The following is a 20,162-nucleotide window of genomic DNA, read 5'->3' on the forward strand; positions in this document are numbered from 1 at the left end:
GTCTCCCTCATTGCCATGATCGATGGTAGGCGCCCAAGGTGGTCTGGCTGCCTTCAGACAGACCGGCCAGGACCTGGCGCCATTCTTCCCTTACTCGGAAGCGTTGCGGCGCGGTGTGGTGGGCATCCAGCGCGGCGCGCCACACCCGCGTCACTTGCTCGACGTAGGCCGGGCTGCGCTGGCGGCCTTCAATCTTCACCGCTTCGACGCCGATGGCCGCCAGTTCCGGCAACAGGTCGAGGGTGTCGAGGCTGGTCGGTTCTTCCAGCGCATGGAAGCGCTTGCCGCCCACCAGGAAGCGACCTTTGCACAAGGTTGGATAGCCGGCCGGTTCATCGGGCGTGTAGCGGTCGATCAGCACTTCGCTCAAGCGTGCGCTCAAGCCTTGGGCGTCTTCGATCCAGCGCACCGCCTTGGCTGGGGAGCAGACGCCGCAGAGGTTCGGCGATTCGCCGGTGATGTAGGAAGATAAATGACAACGGCCCTCAGCCATGATGCACAGGCTGCCGAAGCCGAAGACTTCGATCGGCACCGGGCTGCCCGCCGCCACCTGCCTGACCTGGGCCAAGGACAACACCCGCGGCAGTACGGCGCGACGAATGTCATAGCGCTGGGCGTAGAACGCCAGCGCCGCGGCGTGGGTCGCCGAGCCCTGTACCGAAAGGTGCAGCGCTAATCGAGGATGGCGCTGGCTCGCGTAGCCGAGCACGCCTGGGTCGGCGGCGATCAGCGCATCCACGCCAAAATCGGCGGCGCGATCCACAGCCCGCTGCCAGCGTTCCCAGCCCTTGGGTTGCGGGTAGGTATTGACCGCTACGTAAAGTTTGCGTTGATGCTGGCGGATATGCGCAACCGCGGCATCGAACTGCTTGTCATCCATGTTCAGTCCGGCGAAGTGCCGGGCATTGGTGTCATCGCGAAAGCCGACATAGACGGCATCAGCGCCTTGGCGCACCGCCGCTTTGAGGGCTGGCAGATTCCCTGCCGGGCAAACCAGTTGCATGGGGCATCCTCGTGGGAAAACTAAGGGCGCCGCCAGTCTAGCCAGCCAACCGGCGGCGACCTTGACGGCAGTCAATTGCCGTCAATGCATCAGGCTCGCGAACGGCAGATACATCACTCGGTCGTGCTTGTGCACCTGGGCGTCACGCTCGACCACCGCGAGGCCATCGGCCCAGCAGGCAGCCGTCAGCATCGCCGAGCTTTGCTGCGGGTGCAGTTCGACGCACAACTGCCCATCAATGCCCGAGACCAATCGGGCCCGCAGGTATTGCCGGCGGCGGTTGCGCTTCAACCAGTCGAATCCGGCGGGCACCTGTAGCGGCGCAGGCAGTACGTCGTGCATGCCTTGGGCGCGGAACAGGAATGGCCGCACGACGATCAACGCGGTAATCAGCGCCGCCGAGGGGTTGCCCGGCAGGCCGATCCACGGTTTGCCTTCCACGTCGCCGAACGCCAGCGGCTTGCCAGGCTGGATCGCAAGCCGCCACAGATCAATGCTGCCCATGGTTTCGATGGCGTGCTTGAGGTGATCCTCTTCACCTACCGAGACACCGCCCGAGGTGATCAGTACATCGCATTCGGCCGCGGCCAGGCGCAACGCCTGTCGACTGGCCAATAGCTGGTCGGGCATGACGCCAAAGTCGTGGACCTCCAGGCCCCAGCCACGCAATAACGCGGCGAGGCTGTGGCGGTTGCTGTTGTAGATCTGCCCCGGCGCCAACGGCTCGCCCGGTTCGCGCAGTTCATCGCCGCTGCTGAGCAACCCCACCTGCAACCGACGAAATACTTCCACCTGGTCGATCCCGGCACCGGCCAGCAACCCCAGCTCCTGCGCCCGCAGCCGCGTGCCGGCACCGAGCAAGCGATCACCCCTGCGCAGCTCCTCGCCTTCCTTGCGCACGTGGTCGCCACGGTTGACCGACGGCAACCAGACCCGCTCGCCCTCGACCCGACAGCTTTCCTGCGGCACGACCGTGTCAGCACCCGGAGGCAAAGGCGCGCCGGTAAAGATGCGCACGGCCCGCCCCGCCGGCAGGGGCTCGCCCGGCCCGTCACCCGCGGCGATGCGCCCGGCCAGCGCCAGGCAGCCGCCCTCCATCGGCAGGTCTTCGGCCCGCAAGGCGTAGCCGTCCATCGCGCTGTTGTCCCAGGCCGGCAGGTTCATCGGACACAGGACATCCATCGCCAACACTCGCGCCAGGGCTTGGTCCAGGGCCACCCGTTGCACCGGTGGAGGCGGCGGCGCCTGGTCCAGCAGATGCCGGATCGCCTCGTCTACCGGCGTCAACGCGCCGCTGTCGCAAACACCGCTCATGGACGTGCCTCACAGGCAGTCGGAACGATGCCGTCCTGGGGCTTGAGGTGCGGGGTGAAATTGCACGGCCCGGTGCGGCTGTCCAGTTGCCCGACGAGGATCTGTTCCCAGCCGGTGCGGCAAGCGCCCGGCGAACCCGGCAAGCAAACGAGCAGCACGCCGTTGCTCATACCGGCCAGTGCACGGGATTGCAGGGTGGACATGCCAATTTCCGCCAACGACACCTGGCGGAATAATTCGCCGAAGCCATCGACTTGCTTGTCGAGCAGCGGCGCTACCGCTTGGGGCGTGTTGTCGCGCGCGGTGAAACCGGTGCCACCGGTCATCAACACCACCTGCACCTTGGGGTCGGCGATCCACTGCGAGACATGCGCGCGGATCTGGTAGATGTCGTCCTTCACCAGGGCACGATCGATCAGCACATGACCGGCGGTTTGCAGTAGATCGGCCAAGGTCTGGCCCGAGGAGTCGGTTTCAAAAGTGCGCGTATCGCTGATGGTGAGGACCGCGATGTTCAGCGGTTGGAAATCGCGTTGGGTCAGATGGGCCATTGGTCAGCCGTCCTGTCAGAAAAGATGGCCCAGCCTGAACCGCAATCAGTGCCGGGCCTATTCCTCCATGGAGGTACCTCCCTCGGGTGCTCAGGGCGCGAGGCGGCTGCGCTGCCAAACGCCCTCGTGCAGCCGGAAATCCATACGGTCATGCAGACGATCCGCGCGGCCCTGCCAGAACTCAAGCCGTCCTGGGCGCAGGCAATAACCGCCCCAGTGCTCGGGACGTGGCACCGGTTGCTCGGCAAAACGTTGTTCGGTGCCCGCCAACAAGGCCTCCAGCGCCGCTCGATCAGCCAGCGGACGGCTCTGCGGGGAAGCCCAGGCGCCTAGACGACTGGCGACGGAACGGGAATGAAAATAGGCATCGGACAATGCTGGATCGAGCTTGTGGACCTGCCCTTCGATGCGCACCTGGCGTTCCAGCGCAGGCCAGAAGAACGTCATCGCCGCCCAGGGATTGAGCGCCAGGTCGTGCCCCTTGCCGCTCTCGTAGTTACCGAAGAACGAAAAACCGTCCGCGCTGAAGCCCTTGAGCAGCAGCACCCGGCAATGAGGCCGCCCCTGCTCGTCCACCGTCGCCAAGGCCATGGCATTGGCTTCCACTGGTGGGCTTTCGGTCTCGCGGGCCTGTTGCATCCAAACGCCGAACAGCGCCAGGGGATCATCTGGCAGATGGGCTTCGTCCAGCCCGTCGCGAGTGTATTGGCGGCGCATGTTGGCCAGGGAAAGGGGCATGACGGTGATCTCCACTTGGGTTTGGGCCAGTGTGGAGTCGCCTGGGATGGGAGGCCTTGATCGTTATCAATGCTGGTTATCGTGGTGAATGGGAGACGGCCCTACTTGAGCCCCAACCGCCGCGCCAATTTATGCAAATTGCTCGGATCAATCTCCAACAACCGCGCCGCCCCTGCCCAATTCTGCCCGCAGCGTTCCAAGGCCCTGAGGATCGCCTGGCGCTGGCATTCATCCACCGTGACGCTCAGGGGCCGCAGCGGCGCATCAATGCTTTGCGCCGGCGTGTCGATGGCGGCTGCGTTGGTGCTGACATCCAGATCCAACACCTGCGGTTCGAGGGTCATGATCACCCCGCGACTGGCACCACGGCTCAGCTCTTTCAACGCCGCGCGACTGATGACGTGCTCCAGCTCCCGCACGTTGCCCGGCCAGTGGTACGCCAACAGCGCCTGTTCGGCGGCCGGAGACAGGCGCAAGCCACGCAAGCCCAATCGCGTGCGGTTGAGTTCGAGGAAATGCCCGGCGAGCATCAAGACATCGTGGCCGCGTTCGCGCAGCGGCGGGATCGGCACCGGGTAGACCGACAGCCGGTGGTACAGGTCGGCGCGAAACAGCCCGTCGCGGATGCTGTCGGGCAAGTGTCGGTTGGTCGCCGCGATGATCCGCACATCGACGTGCAGCGGCTTGTCCGCTCCCAGCCGCTGGATCTCACCGTTCTGCAGGGTGCGCAACAATTTGGCCTGCACGCTCAGCGGTAGCTCGCCCACTTCATCGAGAAACAACGTGCCGCCATTGGCCGCGTCGAAGCGTCCGGCGCGGTCAGTCGTCGCGCCAGAGAACGCGCCTTTGACGTGGCCGAACAACTCGCTTTCGGCGAGGGACTCGGGCAACGCCGCGCAGTTGACCTGCACCAAGGGCTTGTGACTACGCCGGGACAACCGATGCAGCCGCCGAGCGAACAACTCCTTGCCCACCCCAGTCTCGCCCAGCAACAGCACCGGCAGTTCCGAATCAGCCAAGACATCCAGCTCATTGAGCAATTGCTGCAAACCCTCGCTGCGCCCGATGATTTCGCCCTCCTCGGTCGGCAGGCGCAGGTCCGCCGGGTCACTGCGTGACGCCCGCAGGCTGCGATTCTCCTGCTCCAATCGCGTGACCCGCACCGCCGCCTCGATCTGCAACGTGCAACGCTTGAGTTCCTCCCGGGCGCGGCCGTCGAAGGTACCGGCGTGCAAGGCATCCAGGGTGATCGCGCCCCAGAGCCGGCCTTCCACGTACAGGCTCACGCCCATGCAGTCATGCACCGGCAGCGGCTCGCCGACGTGGTGATCGAGCAAGCCGTCATACGGATCCGGCAAGCGGCTGTCCGGCTCGAACCAGGTCGGTTCGCGCGAGGCCATGATCGCCGCCAGGCGCGGGTGCTGGGCAATCACGAAGCGCCGGCCCAGCGCCTCGTGGACCAGGCCCACGGTCGCCACGGGCCTGAGGCTGTCATCGTCCAGGCGCAGCAAGCCGACGGCGCCACTGTTGAAGTATTCGCGCAGGGTCTGCACCAGGCGCTGCAATCGCACCGCATTGGGCAGCTCGACGATCAGGTCGGCGGCCAGGCTTTCACGCAGCATGGTAGTGGTGACCCTCCAGGGTTCGTTTGACCCTTCGCAACCAGGGTGACAATCACCCTGGCATAAATTTAGTGCTTTGTTTTCAATGACTTGAATCTGGCATGCCGACTGCAAAGTGAGCGGTCATCTGTCCCTCCCGGGATTCAACCCAAGGAAACATGATGAGCCTCGACCTGCTTGAACAAAGCCTCGGCCAACTGGCCTGCGACATTCCCGGTGCCACCCGGACCTTCCATCATTACAACCTCGATTTCTGTTGCGGCGGACAAAAGTCCTTGCGCGAAGCGGCGCTGGGCAAAGGCCTGAACCCGCTGCTGATCGCCGATGCCCTCAGCACCTTGCAAGCCGCCGGGGAGCTGGGCCATGACTGGCGCGACGAGCCCCAGGCGACCTTGATTGCCCACATCCTGGAGCGCTACCACGCCCGCCATCGCGAACAGCTGCCGGAACTGATCCGCCTGGCCCGTCGGGTCGAAACGGTCCATGGCGCACGCGCCAGTTGCCCCAACGGCCTGGCCGATCATCTGCAGGACATGTACCAGGAACTCGAAGGCCACATGCTCAAGGAAGAACAAGTGCTGTTCCCAATGCTGCAACAGGGCCTGGGCGAACGTGCCTCGGCGCCGATCCAGGTGCTTCGCTACGAACATGACCAGCACGGCGAAGCGCTGGAAACCATGCTCGCCCTGACCGACCAGATCACCCCGCCCTCCGACGCCTGCAACACTTGGCGCGCCCTGTATCGCGGGCTGGTGGAGCTGCGGGACGACCTGATGCAGCACATTCACCTGGAAAACAATGTGTTGTTCGTCAATGCGATGAAGGCGGCCCGTTAACTTCAAATACTCCCCCGTGGGAGCGCTTGCTCGCTCCTACAGGGGTTCAGTGTTGTCCTCCCCAGCTCAAAACTGCCAATAGAACATCGCCTTCGCCAACACCACGATCATCACCATATGCCCAAGGATGCTGCGCCGCAGCCAGCAGGCCCGGCTTGGAGTCAAGCGGCCGCCCTTGAGCCAGTACGCCAGCCAGACGTAATGCCCGACGATGCTCAGGGCCAGCAAAATCTTCAAGCTCAGCAACAGGCCGAAGCTGTTGCCCAGCGGCTGGCTCAACGCGCCGCGATGTTGCCAGGCCAGGGCCATGCCGGCGCCATAAAGCACCAGCACCACGCCGTGAAGTACGTGCCGCGAGCGCTTGGCAATCGCCTGGTCCGCCCCGTCCCTGACGGCCTGCGACAAAGGCTGGCGAGCGGCATGCCAGATGAACACTTCGAAGAACAACGTGCCGATGAAGGCGATTGCCGCCAGCAGGTGCGTGACCAACAAGACCCCATACACTATCGACGCCCTCCGTCCAGCCGACTCATCCCGGATGTCCATCCACCCGGGCCTTGAGCAGCATCGGCCCATAGCGCCAGGCGTACAGACCGAACGCCAGCGTCCAGCACACGCCCGCCAGCCAGAGCCCGGTCAGCGGTAACAGCAGCACCAACAGCACGCGGCTCAGGCACGCCAGGTTCAACAGGATGAACGCCAGGGTCATCCCCGCCGGTGGGTCGAGCGCGCGCCCGGTATGGCCCAGGCTGACGCGGGCGATCATCGCCAGGATCAACCCGGCCATGGCGCCGATGGTCAGGCTGTGCACCGCCAGGCTCGGGTTCACCGGCACGCCGATGTGCCACAGCGCCATGCCCAGGCAAGCCACCGCCAGCCAAGCATAGGCCAAGTGCAACGACCACAGCAGCGGCACTCGCCATAATCCTCGGTCATGCCAACGCACCAGTCGAATCCCGTGCCCCACCGCCAACGCGGCGAACAACAGGCCAACCCAGAGGCTGGGCGCCAGCGCCGGACCGAAGGCGTACAACAGCGCCACCAGCGCCGATCCTGCCAGCAACAAGCGATCGAGCCACGGCCACGGCGCCACGCCTTCCACGCGACCGAGGCCGCGCTGGGTGAAGAACGGAATCACGCGCCCGCCGATCAATCCCATCATCGCCGCCACCAGCCAGAGGCCGGTGAGCACGCTTTGCCGTTGCAGGCCCTCGTTGTCCTGGAGCAGGCCATACACGGACAAACCGTCGGCGGCAGCCAACAGCAGCAAGACCAGCACGATCGGGTAATTGCGTTTCTGCCGCACACGCCACAACGTCACGCCCATCAATGCGGCGACGCCCAAGGCGAAAGCCAGCTCCAGGAACGCCAGCAATGGCAGTGGTGCGCCGATCAGCCAGGCCAGTCGCGCCCCCAGCCACACCAACGCCAGCGCTGCCAGTCGCTTGCCACTGACGCCCGGGCTACCCGTCCAGGTCTGTACCGCCGTGAGCAGAAACCCGGCGATGATCGCCAGGCCGAAACCGAACAACAATTCATGACGATGCCAGGCCAGCCAGCCTCCAGCCGGCTGCCAGCCGGACAACCGTCCGCTGAACACCGCCAGCCACAGCGGCACCACCAGCAGCGCGAGCAGGCAGCCGCCTAGGAAAAACGGTCGGAACGCCAGGCGCCACAACGGCGGGATGGCCATGGCCTTGCGACGGTCAAGCACTTGCATACACCACTCCTTTGCCCCCGCAGGAACGCCTGCGAGGTGCGACAAATCACGGCTCGAATGATGAGCTAACGACGCAAGCCGGCCTTGTCTCAGATCAAGCCGACGCTTCGGCAACTCATGCCTCGGCCGGGTACTTGCAAGGGGCTTGCCGAACCCGACCAGTTCCCTGTGCAAGACCCCCTGTGGAAGCGAGCCTGCTCGCGAAGAGGCCGGCGGGCTCGACATCGCCATTGCTTGTCAAAACCCATTCGCGAGCAGGCCCGCGCCCATAAAAGACAAAACAATAGGGTATCCATAACCCTTGCATGGTTGTTTTTACCCTGAAACACCAGGGTCATTTCTACCCTCCCCAGCCCCAACACCCCGCCTTTCAACGTCTCCAGGCATGGCCCGGCTCTTGCTCAAGCACGGCATCACATTCCACTTCCGGGGTCACCCATGAAATCCGTCGTCCTGCCGCTCACCTGGTTCGTTGTGCTCACCGGCATCCTGGCGCTTGCCAGCGGCCTGTCCCTGAGCCTGGTCTGACCCCGATCACCTTTTTCGCCATTACAAGGATTCCATGCCATGGTGCTCCACCGCGTCCATCACCAGATTCTGCGCAGCCATCACCTGTTCGAGCCCCTGAACGAAGAACAACTCGATGAGTTGATGAGCCACAGCCAATTGCTGAACATCGACAGGGGCGATCCGCTGTTCCGCCAGGGCGAACCGGCGCAGGCGTTCTACTTCGTGATATCCGGGGCGGTGAAAATCTACCGGTTGACCCCGGACGGCCAGGAGAAAGTCTTCGAAGTGATCGGCGAGCGCCAGACCTTCGCCGAAGCCATGATGCTGATGGACACACCCAACTACGTCGCGTCCGCCGAAGCCGTCGGCCCAACCCAGGTATATCGGCTATCCAACGCCACGTACATGCGCCTTTTGCAGAGTAACAGCCGACTGACTTTCGCCCTGCTCGGCAAGCTCTGCGTGCGCCTGCATCAGCGGGTCAACGAGATCGAAACCCTGTCGCTGAAGAACGCCACCCACCGCGTGGTGCGCTACTTGCTGACGCAACTGGTACGCCTGCAAACCGTCGACAGCCAGTTCGAGTTGCCGATGGCCAAGCAGTTGATCGCGGGGCATCTGTCGATCCAACCCGAAACTTTCTCGCGGATCATCCGCCGCCTGATCGATGAAAAGATCATCACCCAGGACGGTCGCCAGATTGCCATTCTCGACCGCCCGCGCCTGGAGCAGTTCGAATGAGTGCGCAGCCCGTTTGCCTGTACTGCCAACAGGTCAACGCCGTCGCTGCAAGCGAGTGTCGCCGCTGCGGCATGCTCTTGCCGGCGGAGGCGGCACTCGCCGGTGAACGCCGGCTGCGACGCTTCACCTGGTTCTGCGTCGGCTTGACGATCTTCTGCATCGTCATGTTCTTCTGGCTTCCGCGCAGCATCGCCTGACTTCTCAATCCTGAGTCAACTGCCGATACAGCTGCGGCAACCGCAACGGCAGTTGCTCGGGCTGGCGAATCAACGTGTAGCCGTTTGCGCCAAACATGTACGGCAGGTAATCCCCCGCTTCCCGGTCGATGGTGATGCAGAACGGCGTCAGCCCCTGGCGCCGGGCCTCCAACACCGCCTGGCGGGTGTCCTCGACACCATAGCGCCCCTCGTAAAGGTCCAGGTCATTAGGCTTGCCGTCACTTATCAACAGCAACAATTTGCGCCGTCGCTTGCACCCCGCCATGCGCTGGGTAGCCTGGCGGATCGCCGCACCCATGCGCGTGTAGTAGCCCGGCTTGAGACCCTGGATCCGGCCCCGGGTCTGGTCGTCGTAGCGCTGGTTGAACGCCTTGACTTCATGCATGCGCACGTTCTGCCGGCGCAGGGAGGAAAATCCGTACAAGGCGAAATCATCCCCCAGCACCGACAAGGTCTCACCGAACAGCAACAGGCTGTCGCGGATCACATCGATGACCCGGTGCTCGTCGTTGAGGTGGGCGTCGGTGGACATCGATAGATCGGCCAGCAGCAGGCAGGCCAGGTCGCGGCGAGTCTGGCGCTGGTCCATGAACAGCCCACGTTCGCTGCATTGACCGTGCTGGCGCTCGACATGGAAATCCAGCCACGCCTGCAAATCCAGTTCGCAGCCCTGGGTCTGCTGGCGCAACCATTGGCGATCGTTGCGCAGGTGTTCGAACTGGCGACGCAGCCGCTGGGCCGGGCCTCGTAGTCGCGAGGGCAGCGGCTGGGGTTCACAGTCGCGGGGAATAAACGTCTGCACACTGACGAAATCGTCCTGAAGGCGCTGCTTGCGATAGTCCCATTCGGGTAGCAAGACGCCTTCGCCCAGAGGAATGTCATCGACATCCGCCGGCGGCAAATCCAGGTGCAGCTTCAAGCCACCGCCCTTGCGCAGGCGCGTGCGGGAAAGGGTCAGTTGATCGAGATCTTCAGCGACGCGCGCGGCGTCCGGGTCTTCGCTGTCGTCCGACCAGCGATCCAGGTCGACGTGTTCGGTCCAGCTGAACAGGTTCTCCAGGCGCACGATCAGCAGGCCACCGTCGCGAGTGGTGTCGTCGATGCGCTCGGCGCGCTTGCGTCCGCCCTGCTGCTCACCAGGCGGTGTCGCCAGGTATTGCTCGGACTCTTCGAGGTCGGCGGCTTGCGGATTGGCCAGATGTTGGGCCGGATAGAGCCACAACGGCAACGGCCAGGCCGCTCGTTCGCTGCGGGGAAAACGCTCGACACTGCCCGGTTCGCGCAAAGCTTGGCATAACGCGCGCTCCAGGGCGGCTTCGGCCGGATTCAGTGATTCAGGATCGGGGCGCAAGGACAGGTGCGCCTCCACCAACCGCCGATAACGAAGTCGCAGCGCCGGGTAGCGTTCGAGCACGGCCAAAGTCCAGCGCTGGTTGTCCCGCCCCCAATGCGTCATCGGCCCCGACTGCGCGGCCAGCAACGCCAGCCAGCGATACAACTCCTGGTTGAGCTCGACATCCGGAAACGCCGCCACGCTCGCCGGCAACCGCAGGTTGTCGCCATCGCACCAGGCCAGCGGCACTTGCTTGCAGGTGCCGGCGATCTGCTGCAACAGGTTGCGCCGCAGCAAAAGATCACGGTCGCTGACCGCCTCGACGCCCAGGTGCCGGGCACCACCGGTGGCGCGAAACAGCACCTGCAGAGAGCGTTGCCTTGGAGTCAGCTCGACCCGTGCCTCGGGAAAGTCCGCACTGGCCCGTCGAGTGATGAAACGGTGCCAGACACTGCCGACCCATTCTTCCAGCTCCAGGGTGAATGCCATGGTTTTTTCCTCTTGATGTGGCGAGGGGATTTATCCCCTCGCCACAAATGGGTCCGGCTTAGTCGTTGTGGTGATTCAAGAAGGCACCACCGCCGCCGGTGCCCGCAGCGCAGCACGGCCGCGTTGACGGAAGCTCAGCAGGTAGCAGAGCAACCCGGCCAGGAACCCGACACCGCTGACCAATCTTGCCCAGAACAGCGGCTTCAAATGATCCATGGTCGCCATGAACGGCAAGGCACTGCCATCTTCCATCCAGCGTTGCAGCCACACCTGCACGACACCGGCCGCGGTGAGGAACAAGGTGATCATCACCATCGACAGGGTCATCAACCAGAAGCCCCAGATCTCCAGGCGCTGCGAGCGTTCGTCCGCCGCTTCACCCAAGCCGCGCAGGCGTGGCATGGCGTAGCTGATCAGCGTCATCACGATCATCGCGTAGGCGCCGTAGAAGGCAAGGTGCCCGTGGGCCGCGGTCAGTTGCGAACCGTGGGTGTAGTAGTTGACCGGGGCCAGGGTGTGAAGGAAACCCCAGACACCAGCACCAAAGAACGCGGTGACCGTGGTGCCCTTGGCCCACAACGTTGCTGCGCGGTTCGGGTGCTGCCGACGACGGTTTTTCACCATGCTGAAGGCGAACACCACCATCGCCAGGAACGGCAGCGGTTCCATCGCCGAGAAGATCGAGCCGACCCACAACCAGACCTCTGGCGCGCCGATCCAGAAGAAGTGGTGGCCGGTGCCGATGATGCCGGTGATCAGCGCCATGGCAATGATCACGTACAGCCATTTCTCCACCACTTCCCGGTCCACGCCGGTGATCTTGATCAGGACGAAGGCGAGCATCGAACCCATGATCAATTCCCACACGCCTTCCACCCAAAGATGCACCACCCACCACCAGTAGTACTTGTCGCGGGCAAGGTTTTCCGGGTTGTAGAAGGAGAAGAGAAAGAACACCGCCAGGCCGATCAACCCGGTCATCATCACCATGCTGACCGTGGTCTTGCGCCCCTTGAGCATCGTCATGCCGATGTTATAGAGAAAGCCCAGGCACACCACGACGATGCCCATCTTGGTGATCGTCGGCTGCTCCAGGAACTCCCGCCCCATGGTCGGCAGCAGGTCGTTGCCGGTGAACTTCGCCAGCGTCGCATAAGGCACCGCGAGGTAGCCCAGGATCGTCGCCACACCGGCGGCGGCGAACACCCAGAACAGCAACAGGGCCAGTTTCGGACTGTGCAGCTCGCGATCGGCCTCTTCCGGTATCAGGTAGTAAGCCGCGCCCATGAAGCCGAACAGCAGCCAGACGATCAGCAGGTTGGTGTGGACCATGCGGGCCACGTTGAAAGGGATCAGCGGGAACAGGAAATCACCGACCACGTATTGCAAGCCCATGATCAAACCGAACAGCACCTGCCCGAGGAACAGCATCAGGGCAAACACGAAATAAGGTTTGGCGACGGCCTGCGAGGCGAATTTCAGATGCGGATTAGCCATGCTCATCTCTCAGCCCTCCTTGTTTGGCGGCCAGCCGTTGGTGTTGATTTTCGAGCTCCACTTGAGGAACTCGGCGATGTCGTCGACCTCCTGCTCGCTCAGGTTGAACTGCGGCATGGCACGACGGCCCGGGACGTTCAGCGGTTGCATCTTCATCCACGCCTGGAGAAACGGCTTGAAGGCTTCATCGCCACCGCGTCGATTGACCACGTTGCCCAGCTCCGGCGCGAAGTACGCACCCTCGCCCAGCAGCGTGTGGCAGCCGATGCAATTGTTGCGCTCCCAGACGCCCTTGCCGCGTATCACCGATTCCGTCAATTGCGCCTGGTTACTGCGCTCGGGAAAGGTCTGTTCCGTGTGGTAGGTCAGGGCCAGGAATATCAGGAAAAAGAAGATGCTTCCCCCGAAGTAAATATTCCTGGCCATGCCTTTGGTGAAGGTATCTGACATGGTCACTTCCTCATTGCTTGGCGTGCCCATTCTAGAAAGCGAGGGGTTCGGAACCGCTTGATGGCGATCAAGAATCTCCGATGGTTTTGGTGGGTTGTTGCGGGCGGGATTCGGCTTGGAGGGTTCCGGGCCTACCGCCTGGAGTGATGGCTCCTTCGGAAATTTCCCAAAGTTGTAACAGCGGGTCGGCGTTGGTGGAGTAAGTCGTTGAGGTGGGGCAGGCTCGCTTCGGAAATGACTGCATCCGTTGGGCAAGGCGCCCATTCGCAGTGAAGGAAACCATCAAGGAACGATCAATGAACGACACCCGGCACCGTACGGATACGCTTAATCCATTCAAAGTCATTACCGTGGGCAAACAGAAACAGCACTGGATCGAATTCCAGTTACTGGACGAACACGGTGAACCCTTGGCGAACATGCCCTTCCGTGCGCAGAACGAGGCCACGCGCACGGCCTATGTTCCCGAATACGCCGGCGTCAGCGATGCCGATGGGGTGATCCGTATCGAGGGTTTGCACCCGCTGGCCATCACCTTGCTGCTGGAGGCCAACTCACTGGCCGGGCAATTGCAAACCCGTCGTTTGCGCGCCGAACGGCCTGAGCCCCCCAGGCCTGTAATTGGCGACCGTACCCCGCTGTACAGCCCGCAGCGTTCGGGTTTTTCTCCAATCGAACGACAGGCCATTGAGGCCGGGCATGGCTACCACTACCTGCGTATGGGGCAGTTGTGCGATCGGCTGCCCGAGCTGTCCCCGCCGTTGACCGACCCCAGCCAGCCGCCAGCGTTTCATTTCCCGGACCGGACGTTCAGTGGTTTTACGGTCGACGATGAACAACTGGACCGCCGTCATGTGCTGGAGGTTTGTCCGTTCCGGGCCTGGTTGCTGGTGCTGCATCACCAGCCGGATTACAGCCTCGCCAATGCCTACAACCTGGGGCTGATGAGCATCTTGTCGTACAGCACATGGCCGGAGCAGGACCGAGGCTCCGTCAAGGAATTTTTCGACCAGCAATGCCTGGACCTGTCACGTACACCGAGGATATGGGACGGGGGTCAGAATTGGCCTTGCCTGGTCAGTGATGTGCCTTTTGATGAGCGCTATACGATAGCCAAACCGTTGGACACCCGTCAGGCGCTTCCCCCGGAAGGAGATACGCAGCTTTTCTACGCCATCAGTGCAACCCAGGTGCTGGTGGCCTGGCGCGGCACAGAGATGGCCTACCCCTTTACCGACCTGGCGACAGACGTGACCTTTCGACCGATCCAGCCAGAAGTTGCGGCCAACTGCGAACCCAAGGTGCCCTGTGCAGACCTGACGCCGGAGGGCAGCGTGCATTTGGGCTTTCGGGATGCTTATGAGGTTGCAAGAAGGATTTATGCCAAGGATTTAGGCGAGACGATTTATGTTGAAGCTCGTGATAAAGAATTGTTTATTTGCGGCCATAGTCTTGGTGGTGCCTTAGGGCTGATTCACGCCGCCTCACTGCAAACGCGCAACCCATTGCTATACACCTACGGCATGCCGCGCACCTTCACCCTCAAGGCTGTGCAGGGCCTAGGCGAGTTGCAACACTTCCGGCACGTCAACGACACCGACACCATTCCCAGCGCGCCACCAGAAGCGGCGCTGGATAATTACCTGTACGACTTGTACGGCCCGTTGGGCACCACCCTGGGATTTACCTGGTCGTTGCTTCAGCTAACGGCCAGCACGGTGTTCAAGCATGGCGATCCGTTTTGTCACCACGGCGAAATCGCCATGTTCTTCAGGGCCGAGCAGCACGTGCAGGAACGTGGCTCGCAATACCCGGCCTATCGCAACAAGGATGGGCTCGGCGCGCCTTACTACACCACCATCGCTCGTCCCCTGCAGGAAAAGGCCAAGTTCTACCTCGTACCCAGCCTGAGCCCTGAGGACGACCAACAGGCCAAGCAGGCGCAAGAAGGCCTGATCGGCACGCTGCGACCGGGTGATCGGGCCCGTTATTTCCCGCCCCACGGCAACCCCAAGAAGGGCCGACTGAGTGGCCTCGGCAACCATTTCATGAGCGAGTATCAACCCTACCTGCATAACCATCTGCTGGAGTCGATCAACCCCGAGCGGGAGCCCTTGATGAAGGAGCAGCTTGAGCGACAACGCTTCGAGCAGCAGATGCACGAGCATTACAGCCGCATCCACGAACACGAACGGGACCGTAACCGGGTCTTCCTGGGTTTGCAGGGTTTGCTGACCCAGGCCTTGGGCACCACACGGGGGGTCGAGGGCGGTATCGAGGCGTTACAGCGCTTTGACGCCGTGGCCGACCCGAATACCTACTTTACGAAGACCTGGGGCTGAGTCCGTCGACACGAGCAAGGAGTGGATCATGATCAAGAAAATACCCATCGTCATAGTGGCAATGCTCATCAGTCTCAGCGGTTGCGCCAAGGACTACGGCCTGGCGCCACCTGCGGACAGCGAAAAAGTGACGGTAACGGTAAATCTGCCCAAGGAGCTGACAAATGAAGTCATGCAGGTCGTTTACCGCTCCACCATCTGTACCTTCACCGACCACACTGCAATGGGCAAACCCTACCAACGTGACGAGTATCAGCGAACGGATATATGGCCAGTGCGTCAAGGACAGAGTGACCTCTATCGAGCCGAGCTGCCTATGGACGGTGGCGGCGCGTGCCAATGGCGCTTGAGCAATGTGACCTTCGGCGTCGCTTATGCCACGCCGACTCCCTTTGGCGAAAACGTAACTTATCGTGCCGGAGGGGGTGTTGTAGTGATTTTTGACCGCAACAACTCGCCACGCGGTGGGGCTGACTTCAACGTCAAAGGAGATTTGATTATTAAAAAAGACTACTACCCATGGATTGATGAAGAATTTTTAGGACCATATAAGAAAACTGTCAGCTTAGCTGGCGAAGGAAATATCTATCTAAGCTATCGAGCGGTACAAGCACAGGCAGTGCACTTTGAGCCCATCCTGCACTCCAGCTATGTAGTCTATTCAGCCGGACCCAACATTAAGAGGAAAGGTAATCACACCACCTTTACTTATCCTGATGGCAGTACAGTGGCTGATGGAAGGGCCAAGCCTGATTTCACAAAACTCCAAGCCATTCGCCTGGCTGCGGAGAACAAATAAGAGATCGGTCCCTACGTCCGTATTCCAGACCAACCACTCCCCTAATTGGCCACGTCCCCCCATTCGTCCAGTGTCACATTCGTAGCGAGGGGCCCGCTCCCTCGCTACGGGGGTTTACGCAGGGACTCAAACCCCAAAAGAAACCCCCACCGCCAGCACCACCGCCCAGCTCAACACCAACCGCCGCCACAACCGCGGGGCATGGCGCAATTCCATGAAGCCGTCGGCGATCAACCAGGCCTTGGTCACGGCAACTGCCAGGATGGCGATTGCCACCAGCCCGTTGGCAGCGACCTGGGCCAAGGCAACGGTGGCGGTACTTAACACGGCCAGCATTGTCCAGCAGACGATCAGGATACGGGACGTCGACACGGGTACCTCCATTCAATCGAGGATGTAGACCACCGGAAACAACACCACCCAGACCAGATCCACCATGTGCCAATACAGCACGCCGGATTCCAGCCCGCTGTGTTGCTGCGCACCGTAGCGCCGGCGGCGGCAACCCTCGGCCAACCACGCGAGGATGACCATGCCCAGCAGCACATGGAGGAAATGGAACGCGGTGAGGATCCAGTACAAGGTGAAGAAGGTGTTGTGCTCCATGCCGAGGCCGTTCGCCAGCAGGTGCGCATACTCGCTGAGTTTGATGCCCACGTAGCCACAGGCGAGCAGCAACGCGCCGCACAACATCAACGCGGCTCGTCGTGGCCGGTCTTGCCGGGCTTGCTCCAGGGCCAGGGCGGCGAACAGTCCGGCGGTCAGCAGGCTGAGGGTCATCGCCAGGCCCGTGGAGCGGTCGAGCAATTGGCGGCCTTCGCTGAACATCTGCGGGTGCAGTGCCTGGGCGGCGGTGAACGCGAGGATCAGCAGCGCGAACACCGACAGCTCGGCGAGGATGAAGAACCACATCGCCAGATCCCCGGGCAACCGCCGGGCCACTTCAACGCGTTCAGCCGAAGTGGACATCGACCACATCCATCAGCGCGGCCACGGTTTGCGGGTCATCGCTCAACGGTTCGGCCAGGCACGCCAGGCAGGCCTGGCGCGGGTCCATGCCGGCGCCGATCATGCGGGCCGTGAAGATCAGCAAACGGGTGGACGCGACCTCCTCCAGGTCATGCTGATCGAGCCGGCGCAGCGCCTGCCCCAAGCGCACCACCTGGGCCGCCAAGGCCATATCGACGCCGGCCTCGCGGGCAACGATGCGTTCTTCGTCGGCCACCGCCGGATAGCCAAAACGCATCGCCACGAAACGCTGGCGCGTGCTCGGCTTCATGCCCTTGAGCAGGTTCTGGTAGCCGGGGTTATACGACACCACCAGCATGAACGACGGCGGCGCCTGCAAGACCTCGCCGGTGCGTTCCAGGTACAGCTGTCGACGATCGTCCGCCAGCGGGTGCAACACCACCGCCGTGTCCTGGCGCGCCTCGACGACTTCGTCCAGGTAACAGATGCCGCCCTCGCGCACCGCCCGGGTCAACGGTCCGTCCTGCCACCAAGTGCCCTGGGCGCCGATCAGGTGACGGCCGACCAGGTCGGCGGCGCTGAGGTCGTCGTGGCAGGCGACGGTGTACAGCGGCAACTTCAGGCGATGGGCCATGTGCTGGACAAAACGGGTCTTGCCGCAACCGGTCGGACCTTTGATCAGCACCGGCATGCCGTGGCGCCAGGCCTGTTCGAACAGCGCGTGCTCGTTGTCCTGGGCTTGGTAGAAGGGTTCGTCGGGGTGTTGCGCGGTAGGGATTGCGTTCATGGGATGGCCTGATCAGACAACGGATTGCCACTCAAGCTACGAGGCCCTGCGACAACCTGGCAAGGCTTGCGGCCGGCAAACTTGATCGCCGTCAAGCGGCTAACCATCGGCTCCGGCATAGCCTTGCAGCGCACCAAGAATCTGCGCGCCGGACGACATTTGCGGGGCAGCGCGGGTCATGCCTGAGGAGAAATGGAATGCTGATCAGCCACAAAAAATCGTGGGCGATAAGGGCCACGGCGCTGTGTACAGTGCTGGCCTCCCCTTACGTCTTCGCCGACCAACCGCCTGCGCAGGCCACCTCGCAGGACAGCCCGCGCATGGTCAAGACCGAAGGCGCGCCGGACCTGAGCCAGGCCGACTTCGATGCGGCCAAGGAAATCTACTTCCAGCGCTGCGCCGGCTGCCATGGCGTGCTGCGCAAGGGCGCCACCGGCAAGCCCCTGACACCTGACATCACGCAGGCGCGCGGCCAACCCTACCTGGAGGCGCTGATCACCTATGGCTCCGCCGCCGGCATGCCGAACTGGGGCACCTCCAACGCCCTGACCAAAGACCAGATCACGGTGATGGCCAAGTTCATCCAGCACACCCCGCCGACACCGCCGGAGTGGGGCATGGCCGAAACCCTCAAGACCTGGAAAGTCCTGGTCAAGCCCGAGGACCGACCCACCAGGCAACTCAACAATCTCAACCTGCAAAACCTGTTCTCGGTGACCCTGCGCGACGACGGCAAGATTGCCTTGATCGACGGCGACAGCAAGAAGATCGTCAAGCTGATCGACACCGGCTACGCGGTGCACATCTCGCGCATCTCGGCCTCTGGGCGTTATCTGCTGGTGATCGGTCGGGACGCCAAGATCGACATGATCGACCTGTGGCCGAAAGAGCCGACCAAGGTCGCGGAAATCAAGGTGGGCATCGAAGCTCGCTCGGTGGAAACCTCCAAGTTCAAGGGCTACGAAGACAAGTACACGATTGCCGGTTCGTACTGGCCGCCGCAGTTCACGATCATGGACGGCGAGACCTTGGAGCCCAAGCAGATCGTTTCCACTCGCGGCATGACCGTCGACACCCAGCAATACCACCCCGAACCCCGCGTCGCGGCGATCATCGCCTCCCATGAATGGCCGGAGTTCATCGTCAACGTCAAGGAAACCGGCAAGGTGATGCTGGTCAACTACCAGGACATCAAGAACCTCACCATCACCAGCATCGACGCCGCGCCGTTCCTGCATGACGGCGGTTGGGACAGCAGCCATCGCTACTTCATGACGGCCGCCAACAATTCCAACAAAGTCGCGGTGATCGATTCCAAGGAACGCAAGCTCACCGCCCTGGTGGACGTTGGCAAGACCCCGCACCCGGGACGCGGCGCCAACTTCAACCATCCGCTCTACGGACCGGTCTGGGCCACCAGCCACCTGGGCGATGCCGGGGTTTCGCTGATCGGCACCGACCCGGTCAAGCATCCGCAATACGCCTGGAAACAAGTGGGTTCGCTCCAGGGCCAGGGCGGCGGTTCGCTGTTCATCAAGACCCACCCGCAGTCCCGTCACCTGTACGTCGACACCACCCTCAGCCCGGACGCCAAGCTCAGCCAGTCGGTGGCGGTGTTCAACATCGACAAGCTCGACGCCGGCTACACCGTGCTGCCGATTGCCGAGTACGCAGGCATCAAGAAAGGCGCGCTGCGCGTGGTGCAACCGGAATACAACAAGGCCGGCGACGAAGTCTGGTTCTCGGTCTGGAGTGGCCAGGAAGACGAGTCGGCACTGGTGGTGATCGACGACAAGACCCTCAAGGTCAAGGACGTGATCAAGGACAAGCGCCTGATCACCCCGACCGGGAAATTCAACGTCTACAACACCCAACACGACATCTATTGAGCCCCATCAATAAGAGGAAAAAACATGAAGCCTATTCTCATCGCGCTGGCCCTGACCGCCGCCTACAGCCTGCCGGCAATGGCGCAGGACGGCCCGACATTGTTCAAGAGCAAACCGTGCGCAGCCTGCCACTCCATCGACACCAAGGTAGTGGGCCCGGCGCTCAAGGAAGTCGCGGCGAAAAACGCAGGCGTCGCCGGGGCCGAGGCGCTACTGGCCAAACACATCAAGGAAGGCACGCAGGGCAACTGGGGACCGATGCCGATGCCCGCCAACCCGGTGACGGAAGAAGAGGCCAAGATCCTCGCGGCTTGGGTCTTGACCCTTAAGTAATTACATAACCCGTGGTGAGGG

Annotated in this window: 20 protein-coding genes; 7 read left to right on the forward strand and 13 right to left on the reverse strand. The window is 62.5% G+C overall.

Going from position 1 to position 20,162, the window contains the following annotated elements:
* Positions 1 to 7: 7 nt before the first annotated feature.
* The 5 genes from ubiU to norR all read right to left on the reverse strand — a co-directional run bounded on the left by ubiU (position 8) and on the right by norR (position 5,228).
* Positions 8 to 1,003 carry a ubiquinone anaerobic biosynthesis protein UbiU gene (gene ubiU / locus JZ00_RS00745; protein WP_039591138.1) on the reverse strand — a complete coding sequence of 332 codons (996 nt, stop codon included), beginning with the start codon at positions 1,001 to 1,003 and terminating at the stop codon, positions 8 to 10.
* An 81-nt stretch (positions 1,004 to 1,084) separates the two neighbouring features.
* The gene (locus JZ00_RS00750) at positions 1,085 to 2,317 is read right to left on the reverse strand and encodes a molybdopterin molybdotransferase MoeA (protein WP_039591140.1); all 1,233 of its coding nucleotides are present in this window, start codon (positions 2,315 to 2,317) and stop codon (positions 1,085 to 1,087) included.
* A complete protein-coding gene (gene moaB, locus JZ00_RS00755) occupies positions 2,314 to 2,868 on the reverse strand; it encodes a molybdenum cofactor biosynthesis protein B (protein ID WP_039591142.1) in 555 nt (184 codons plus the stop codon). The genes JZ00_RS00750 and moaB overlap by 4 nt, the downstream gene beginning before the upstream one ends.
* Before the next feature lie 90 nt (positions 2,869 to 2,958).
* Positions 2,959 to 3,606, reverse strand: coding sequence for a pyridoxamine 5'-phosphate oxidase (gene pdxH / locus JZ00_RS00760; RefSeq protein WP_039591144.1), 648 nt, complete (start codon positions 3,604 to 3,606; stop codon positions 2,959 to 2,961).
* 101 nt (positions 3,607 to 3,707) lie between these two features.
* The gene (norR, locus tag JZ00_RS00765; protein ID WP_039591146.1) at positions 3,708 to 5,228 is read right to left on the reverse strand and encodes a nitric oxide reductase transcriptional regulator NorR; all 1,521 of its coding nucleotides are present in this window, start codon (positions 5,226 to 5,228) and stop codon (positions 3,708 to 3,710) included.
* 161 nt (positions 5,229 to 5,389) lie between these two features.
* On the opposite strand from norR, the gene ytfE reads away from it, so the two are divergent.
* On the forward strand, positions 5,390 to 6,064 hold the full coding sequence (ytfE, locus tag JZ00_RS00770; RefSeq protein WP_039591148.1) for an iron-sulfur cluster repair protein YtfE: 675 nt from the start codon (positions 5,390 to 5,392) through the stop codon (positions 6,062 to 6,064).
* A gap of 66 nt (positions 6,065 to 6,130) precedes the next feature.
* Here the strand turns inward: ytfE and JZ00_RS00775 are convergent, their stop codons facing one another.
* Both JZ00_RS00775 and JZ00_RS00780 read right to left on the reverse strand, forming a co-directional pair.
* Positions 6,131 to 6,568 carry a hypothetical protein gene (locus tag JZ00_RS00775; RefSeq protein ID WP_080942520.1) on the reverse strand — a complete coding sequence of 146 codons (438 nt, stop codon included), beginning with the start codon at positions 6,566 to 6,568 and terminating at the stop codon, positions 6,131 to 6,133.
* Positions 6,569 to 6,593: 25 nt separating this feature from the next.
* Entirely contained in the window at positions 6,594 to 7,784 is a 1,191-nt protein-coding gene (locus JZ00_RS00780; RefSeq protein WP_039591149.1) for an NnrS family protein, read from the reverse strand.
* 567 nt (positions 7,785 to 8,351) lie between these two features.
* On the opposite strand from JZ00_RS00780, the gene JZ00_RS00785 reads away from it, so the two are divergent.
* A complete protein-coding gene (locus tag JZ00_RS00785; RefSeq protein WP_039591151.1) occupies positions 8,352 to 9,035 on the forward strand; it encodes a Crp/Fnr family transcriptional regulator in 684 nt (227 codons plus the stop codon).
* On the forward strand, positions 9,032 to 9,232 hold the full coding sequence (locus JZ00_RS00790; protein WP_039591154.1) for a hypothetical protein: 201 nt from the start codon (positions 9,032 to 9,034) through the stop codon (positions 9,230 to 9,232). Before JZ00_RS00785 ends, JZ00_RS00790 begins: the two co-directional genes overlap by 4 nt.
* Before the next feature lie 4 nt (positions 9,233 to 9,236).
* On the opposite strand, the gene JZ00_RS00795 is transcribed toward JZ00_RS00790, so the two are convergent.
* From JZ00_RS00795 to JZ00_RS00805, 3 genes are all read right to left on the reverse strand, one after another.
* Positions 9,237 to 11,075 (reverse strand): nitric oxide reductase activation protein NorD, encoded by a 1,839-nt coding sequence (locus JZ00_RS00795; RefSeq protein WP_039591155.1) that lies wholly within the window; start codon positions 11,073 to 11,075, stop codon positions 9,237 to 9,239.
* A 75-nt stretch (positions 11,076 to 11,150) separates the two neighbouring features.
* Entirely contained in the window at positions 11,151 to 12,578 is a 1,428-nt protein-coding gene (locus JZ00_RS00800) for a cbb3-type cytochrome c oxidase subunit I (RefSeq protein ID WP_039591157.1), read from the reverse strand.
* Positions 12,579 to 12,581: 3 nt separating this feature from the next.
* Positions 12,582 to 13,022, reverse strand: coding sequence for a c-type cytochrome (locus JZ00_RS00805; protein ID WP_003202495.1), 441 nt, complete (start codon positions 13,020 to 13,022; stop codon positions 12,582 to 12,584).
* Between the two features lie 296 nt (positions 13,023 to 13,318).
* On the opposite strand from JZ00_RS00805, the gene JZ00_RS00810 reads away from it, so the two are divergent.
* Together JZ00_RS00810 and JZ00_RS00815 are read left to right on the forward strand one after the other, a co-directional pair.
* Positions 13,319 to 15,364 carry a lipase family protein gene (locus tag JZ00_RS00810; RefSeq protein WP_039591160.1) on the forward strand — a complete coding sequence of 682 codons (2,046 nt, stop codon included), beginning with the start codon at positions 13,319 to 13,321 and terminating at the stop codon, positions 15,362 to 15,364.
* A gap of 28 nt (positions 15,365 to 15,392) precedes the next feature.
* Entirely contained in the window at positions 15,393 to 16,163 is a 771-nt protein-coding gene (locus tag JZ00_RS00815) for a hypothetical protein (protein ID WP_039591162.1), read from the forward strand.
* A gap of 126 nt (positions 16,164 to 16,289) precedes the next feature.
* Here the strand turns inward: JZ00_RS00815 and JZ00_RS00820 are convergent, their stop codons facing one another.
* From JZ00_RS00820 to JZ00_RS00830, 3 genes are read right to left on the reverse strand one after another with little or no spacing between them, the layout of a single operon-like run.
* On the reverse strand, positions 16,290 to 16,535 hold the full coding sequence (locus JZ00_RS00820; protein WP_046508751.1) for a cytochrome C oxidase subunit IV family protein: 246 nt from the start codon (positions 16,533 to 16,535) through the stop codon (positions 16,290 to 16,292).
* A gap of 12 nt (positions 16,536 to 16,547) precedes the next feature.
* Entirely contained in the window at positions 16,548 to 17,132 is a 585-nt protein-coding gene (locus JZ00_RS00825; RefSeq protein WP_039591167.1) for a cytochrome c oxidase subunit 3 family protein, read from the reverse strand.
* Positions 17,116 to 17,919, reverse strand: a complete 804-nt coding sequence (locus tag JZ00_RS00830) for a CbbQ/NirQ/NorQ/GpvN family protein (protein ID WP_039591169.1) — start codon at positions 17,917 to 17,919, stop codon at positions 17,116 to 17,118. The genes JZ00_RS00825 and JZ00_RS00830 overlap by 17 nt, the downstream gene beginning before the upstream one ends.
* 197 nt (positions 17,920 to 18,116) lie before the next feature.
* On the opposite strand from JZ00_RS00830, the gene nirS reads away from it, so the two are divergent.
* On the forward strand, positions 18,117 to 19,808 hold the full coding sequence (gene nirS / locus JZ00_RS00835; protein ID WP_039591174.1) for a nitrite reductase: 1,692 nt from the start codon (positions 18,117 to 18,119) through the stop codon (positions 19,806 to 19,808).
* A 24-nt stretch (positions 19,809 to 19,832) separates the two neighbouring features.
* A complete protein-coding gene (locus JZ00_RS00840) occupies positions 19,833 to 20,141 on the forward strand; it encodes a c-type cytochrome (protein WP_039591176.1) in 309 nt (102 codons plus the stop codon).
* Positions 20,142 to 20,162: the final 21 nt, after the last annotated feature.

Source organism: Pseudomonas frederiksbergensis (assembly GCF_000802155.2).
Lineage (GTDB): Bacteria > Pseudomonadota > Gammaproteobacteria > Pseudomonadales > Pseudomonadaceae > Aquipseudomonas > Aquipseudomonas frederiksbergensis_A.

What these genes read in the sequence shown, in the direction of transcription:
- ytfE (WP_039591148.1), top strand. Translation starts at nt 5,390, where the DNA reads ATGAGCCTCGACCTGCTTGAACAAAGCCTCGGCCAACTGGCCTGCGAC.
- JZ00_RS00815 (WP_039591162.1), top strand. Translation starts at nt 15,393, where the DNA reads ATGATCAAGAAAATACCCATCGTCATAGTGGCAATGCTCATCAGTCTC.
- norR (WP_039591146.1), bottom strand. Translation starts at nt 5,228, where the DNA reads ATGCTGCGTGAAAGCCTGGCCGCCGACCTGATCGTCGAGCTGCCCAAT.
- pdxH (WP_039591144.1), bottom strand. Translation starts at nt 3,606, where the DNA reads ATGCCCCTTTCCCTGGCCAACATGCGCCGCCAATACACTCGCGACGGG.
- JZ00_RS00840 (WP_039591176.1), top strand. Translation starts at nt 19,833, where the DNA reads ATGAAGCCTATTCTCATCGCGCTGGCCCTGACCGCCGCCTACAGCCTG.
- JZ00_RS00795 (WP_039591155.1), bottom strand. Translation starts at nt 11,075, where the DNA reads ATGGCATTCACCCTGGAGCTGGAAGAATGGGTCGGCAGTGTCTGGCAC.
- nirS (WP_039591174.1), top strand. Translation starts at nt 18,117, where the DNA reads ATGCTGATCAGCCACAAAAAATCGTGGGCGATAAGGGCCACGGCGCTG.
- JZ00_RS00750 (WP_039591140.1), bottom strand. Translation starts at nt 2,317, where the DNA reads ATGAGCGGTGTTTGCGACAGCGGCGCGTTGACGCCGGTAGACGAGGCG.
- JZ00_RS00830 (WP_039591169.1), bottom strand. Translation starts at nt 17,919, where the DNA reads ATGAACGCAATCCCTACCGCGCAACACCCCGACGAACCCTTCTACCAA.
- JZ00_RS00825 (WP_039591167.1), bottom strand. Translation starts at nt 17,132, where the DNA reads ATGTCCACTTCGGCTGAACGCGTTGAAGTGGCCCGGCGGTTGCCCGGG.
- JZ00_RS00805 (WP_003202495.1), bottom strand. Translation starts at nt 13,022, where the DNA reads ATGTCAGATACCTTCACCAAAGGCATGGCCAGGAATATTTACTTCGGG.
- moaB (WP_039591142.1), bottom strand. Translation starts at nt 2,868, where the DNA reads ATGGCCCATCTGACCCAACGCGATTTCCAACCGCTGAACATCGCGGTC.
- JZ00_RS00790 (WP_039591154.1), top strand. Translation starts at nt 9,032, where the DNA reads ATGAGTGCGCAGCCCGTTTGCCTGTACTGCCAACAGGTCAACGCCGTC.
- JZ00_RS00810 (WP_039591160.1), top strand. Translation starts at nt 13,319, where the DNA reads ATGAACGACACCCGGCACCGTACGGATACGCTTAATCCATTCAAAGTC.
- JZ00_RS00780 (WP_039591149.1), bottom strand. Translation starts at nt 7,784, where the DNA reads ATGCAAGTGCTTGACCGTCGCAAGGCCATGGCCATCCCGCCGTTGTGG.
- JZ00_RS00785 (WP_039591151.1), top strand. Translation starts at nt 8,352, where the DNA reads ATGGTGCTCCACCGCGTCCATCACCAGATTCTGCGCAGCCATCACCTG.
- JZ00_RS00800 (WP_039591157.1), bottom strand. Translation starts at nt 12,578, where the DNA reads ATGAGCATGGCTAATCCGCATCTGAAATTCGCCTCGCAGGCCGTCGCC.
- ubiU (WP_039591138.1), bottom strand. Translation starts at nt 1,003, where the DNA reads ATGCAACTGGTTTGCCCGGCAGGGAATCTGCCAGCCCTCAAAGCGGCG.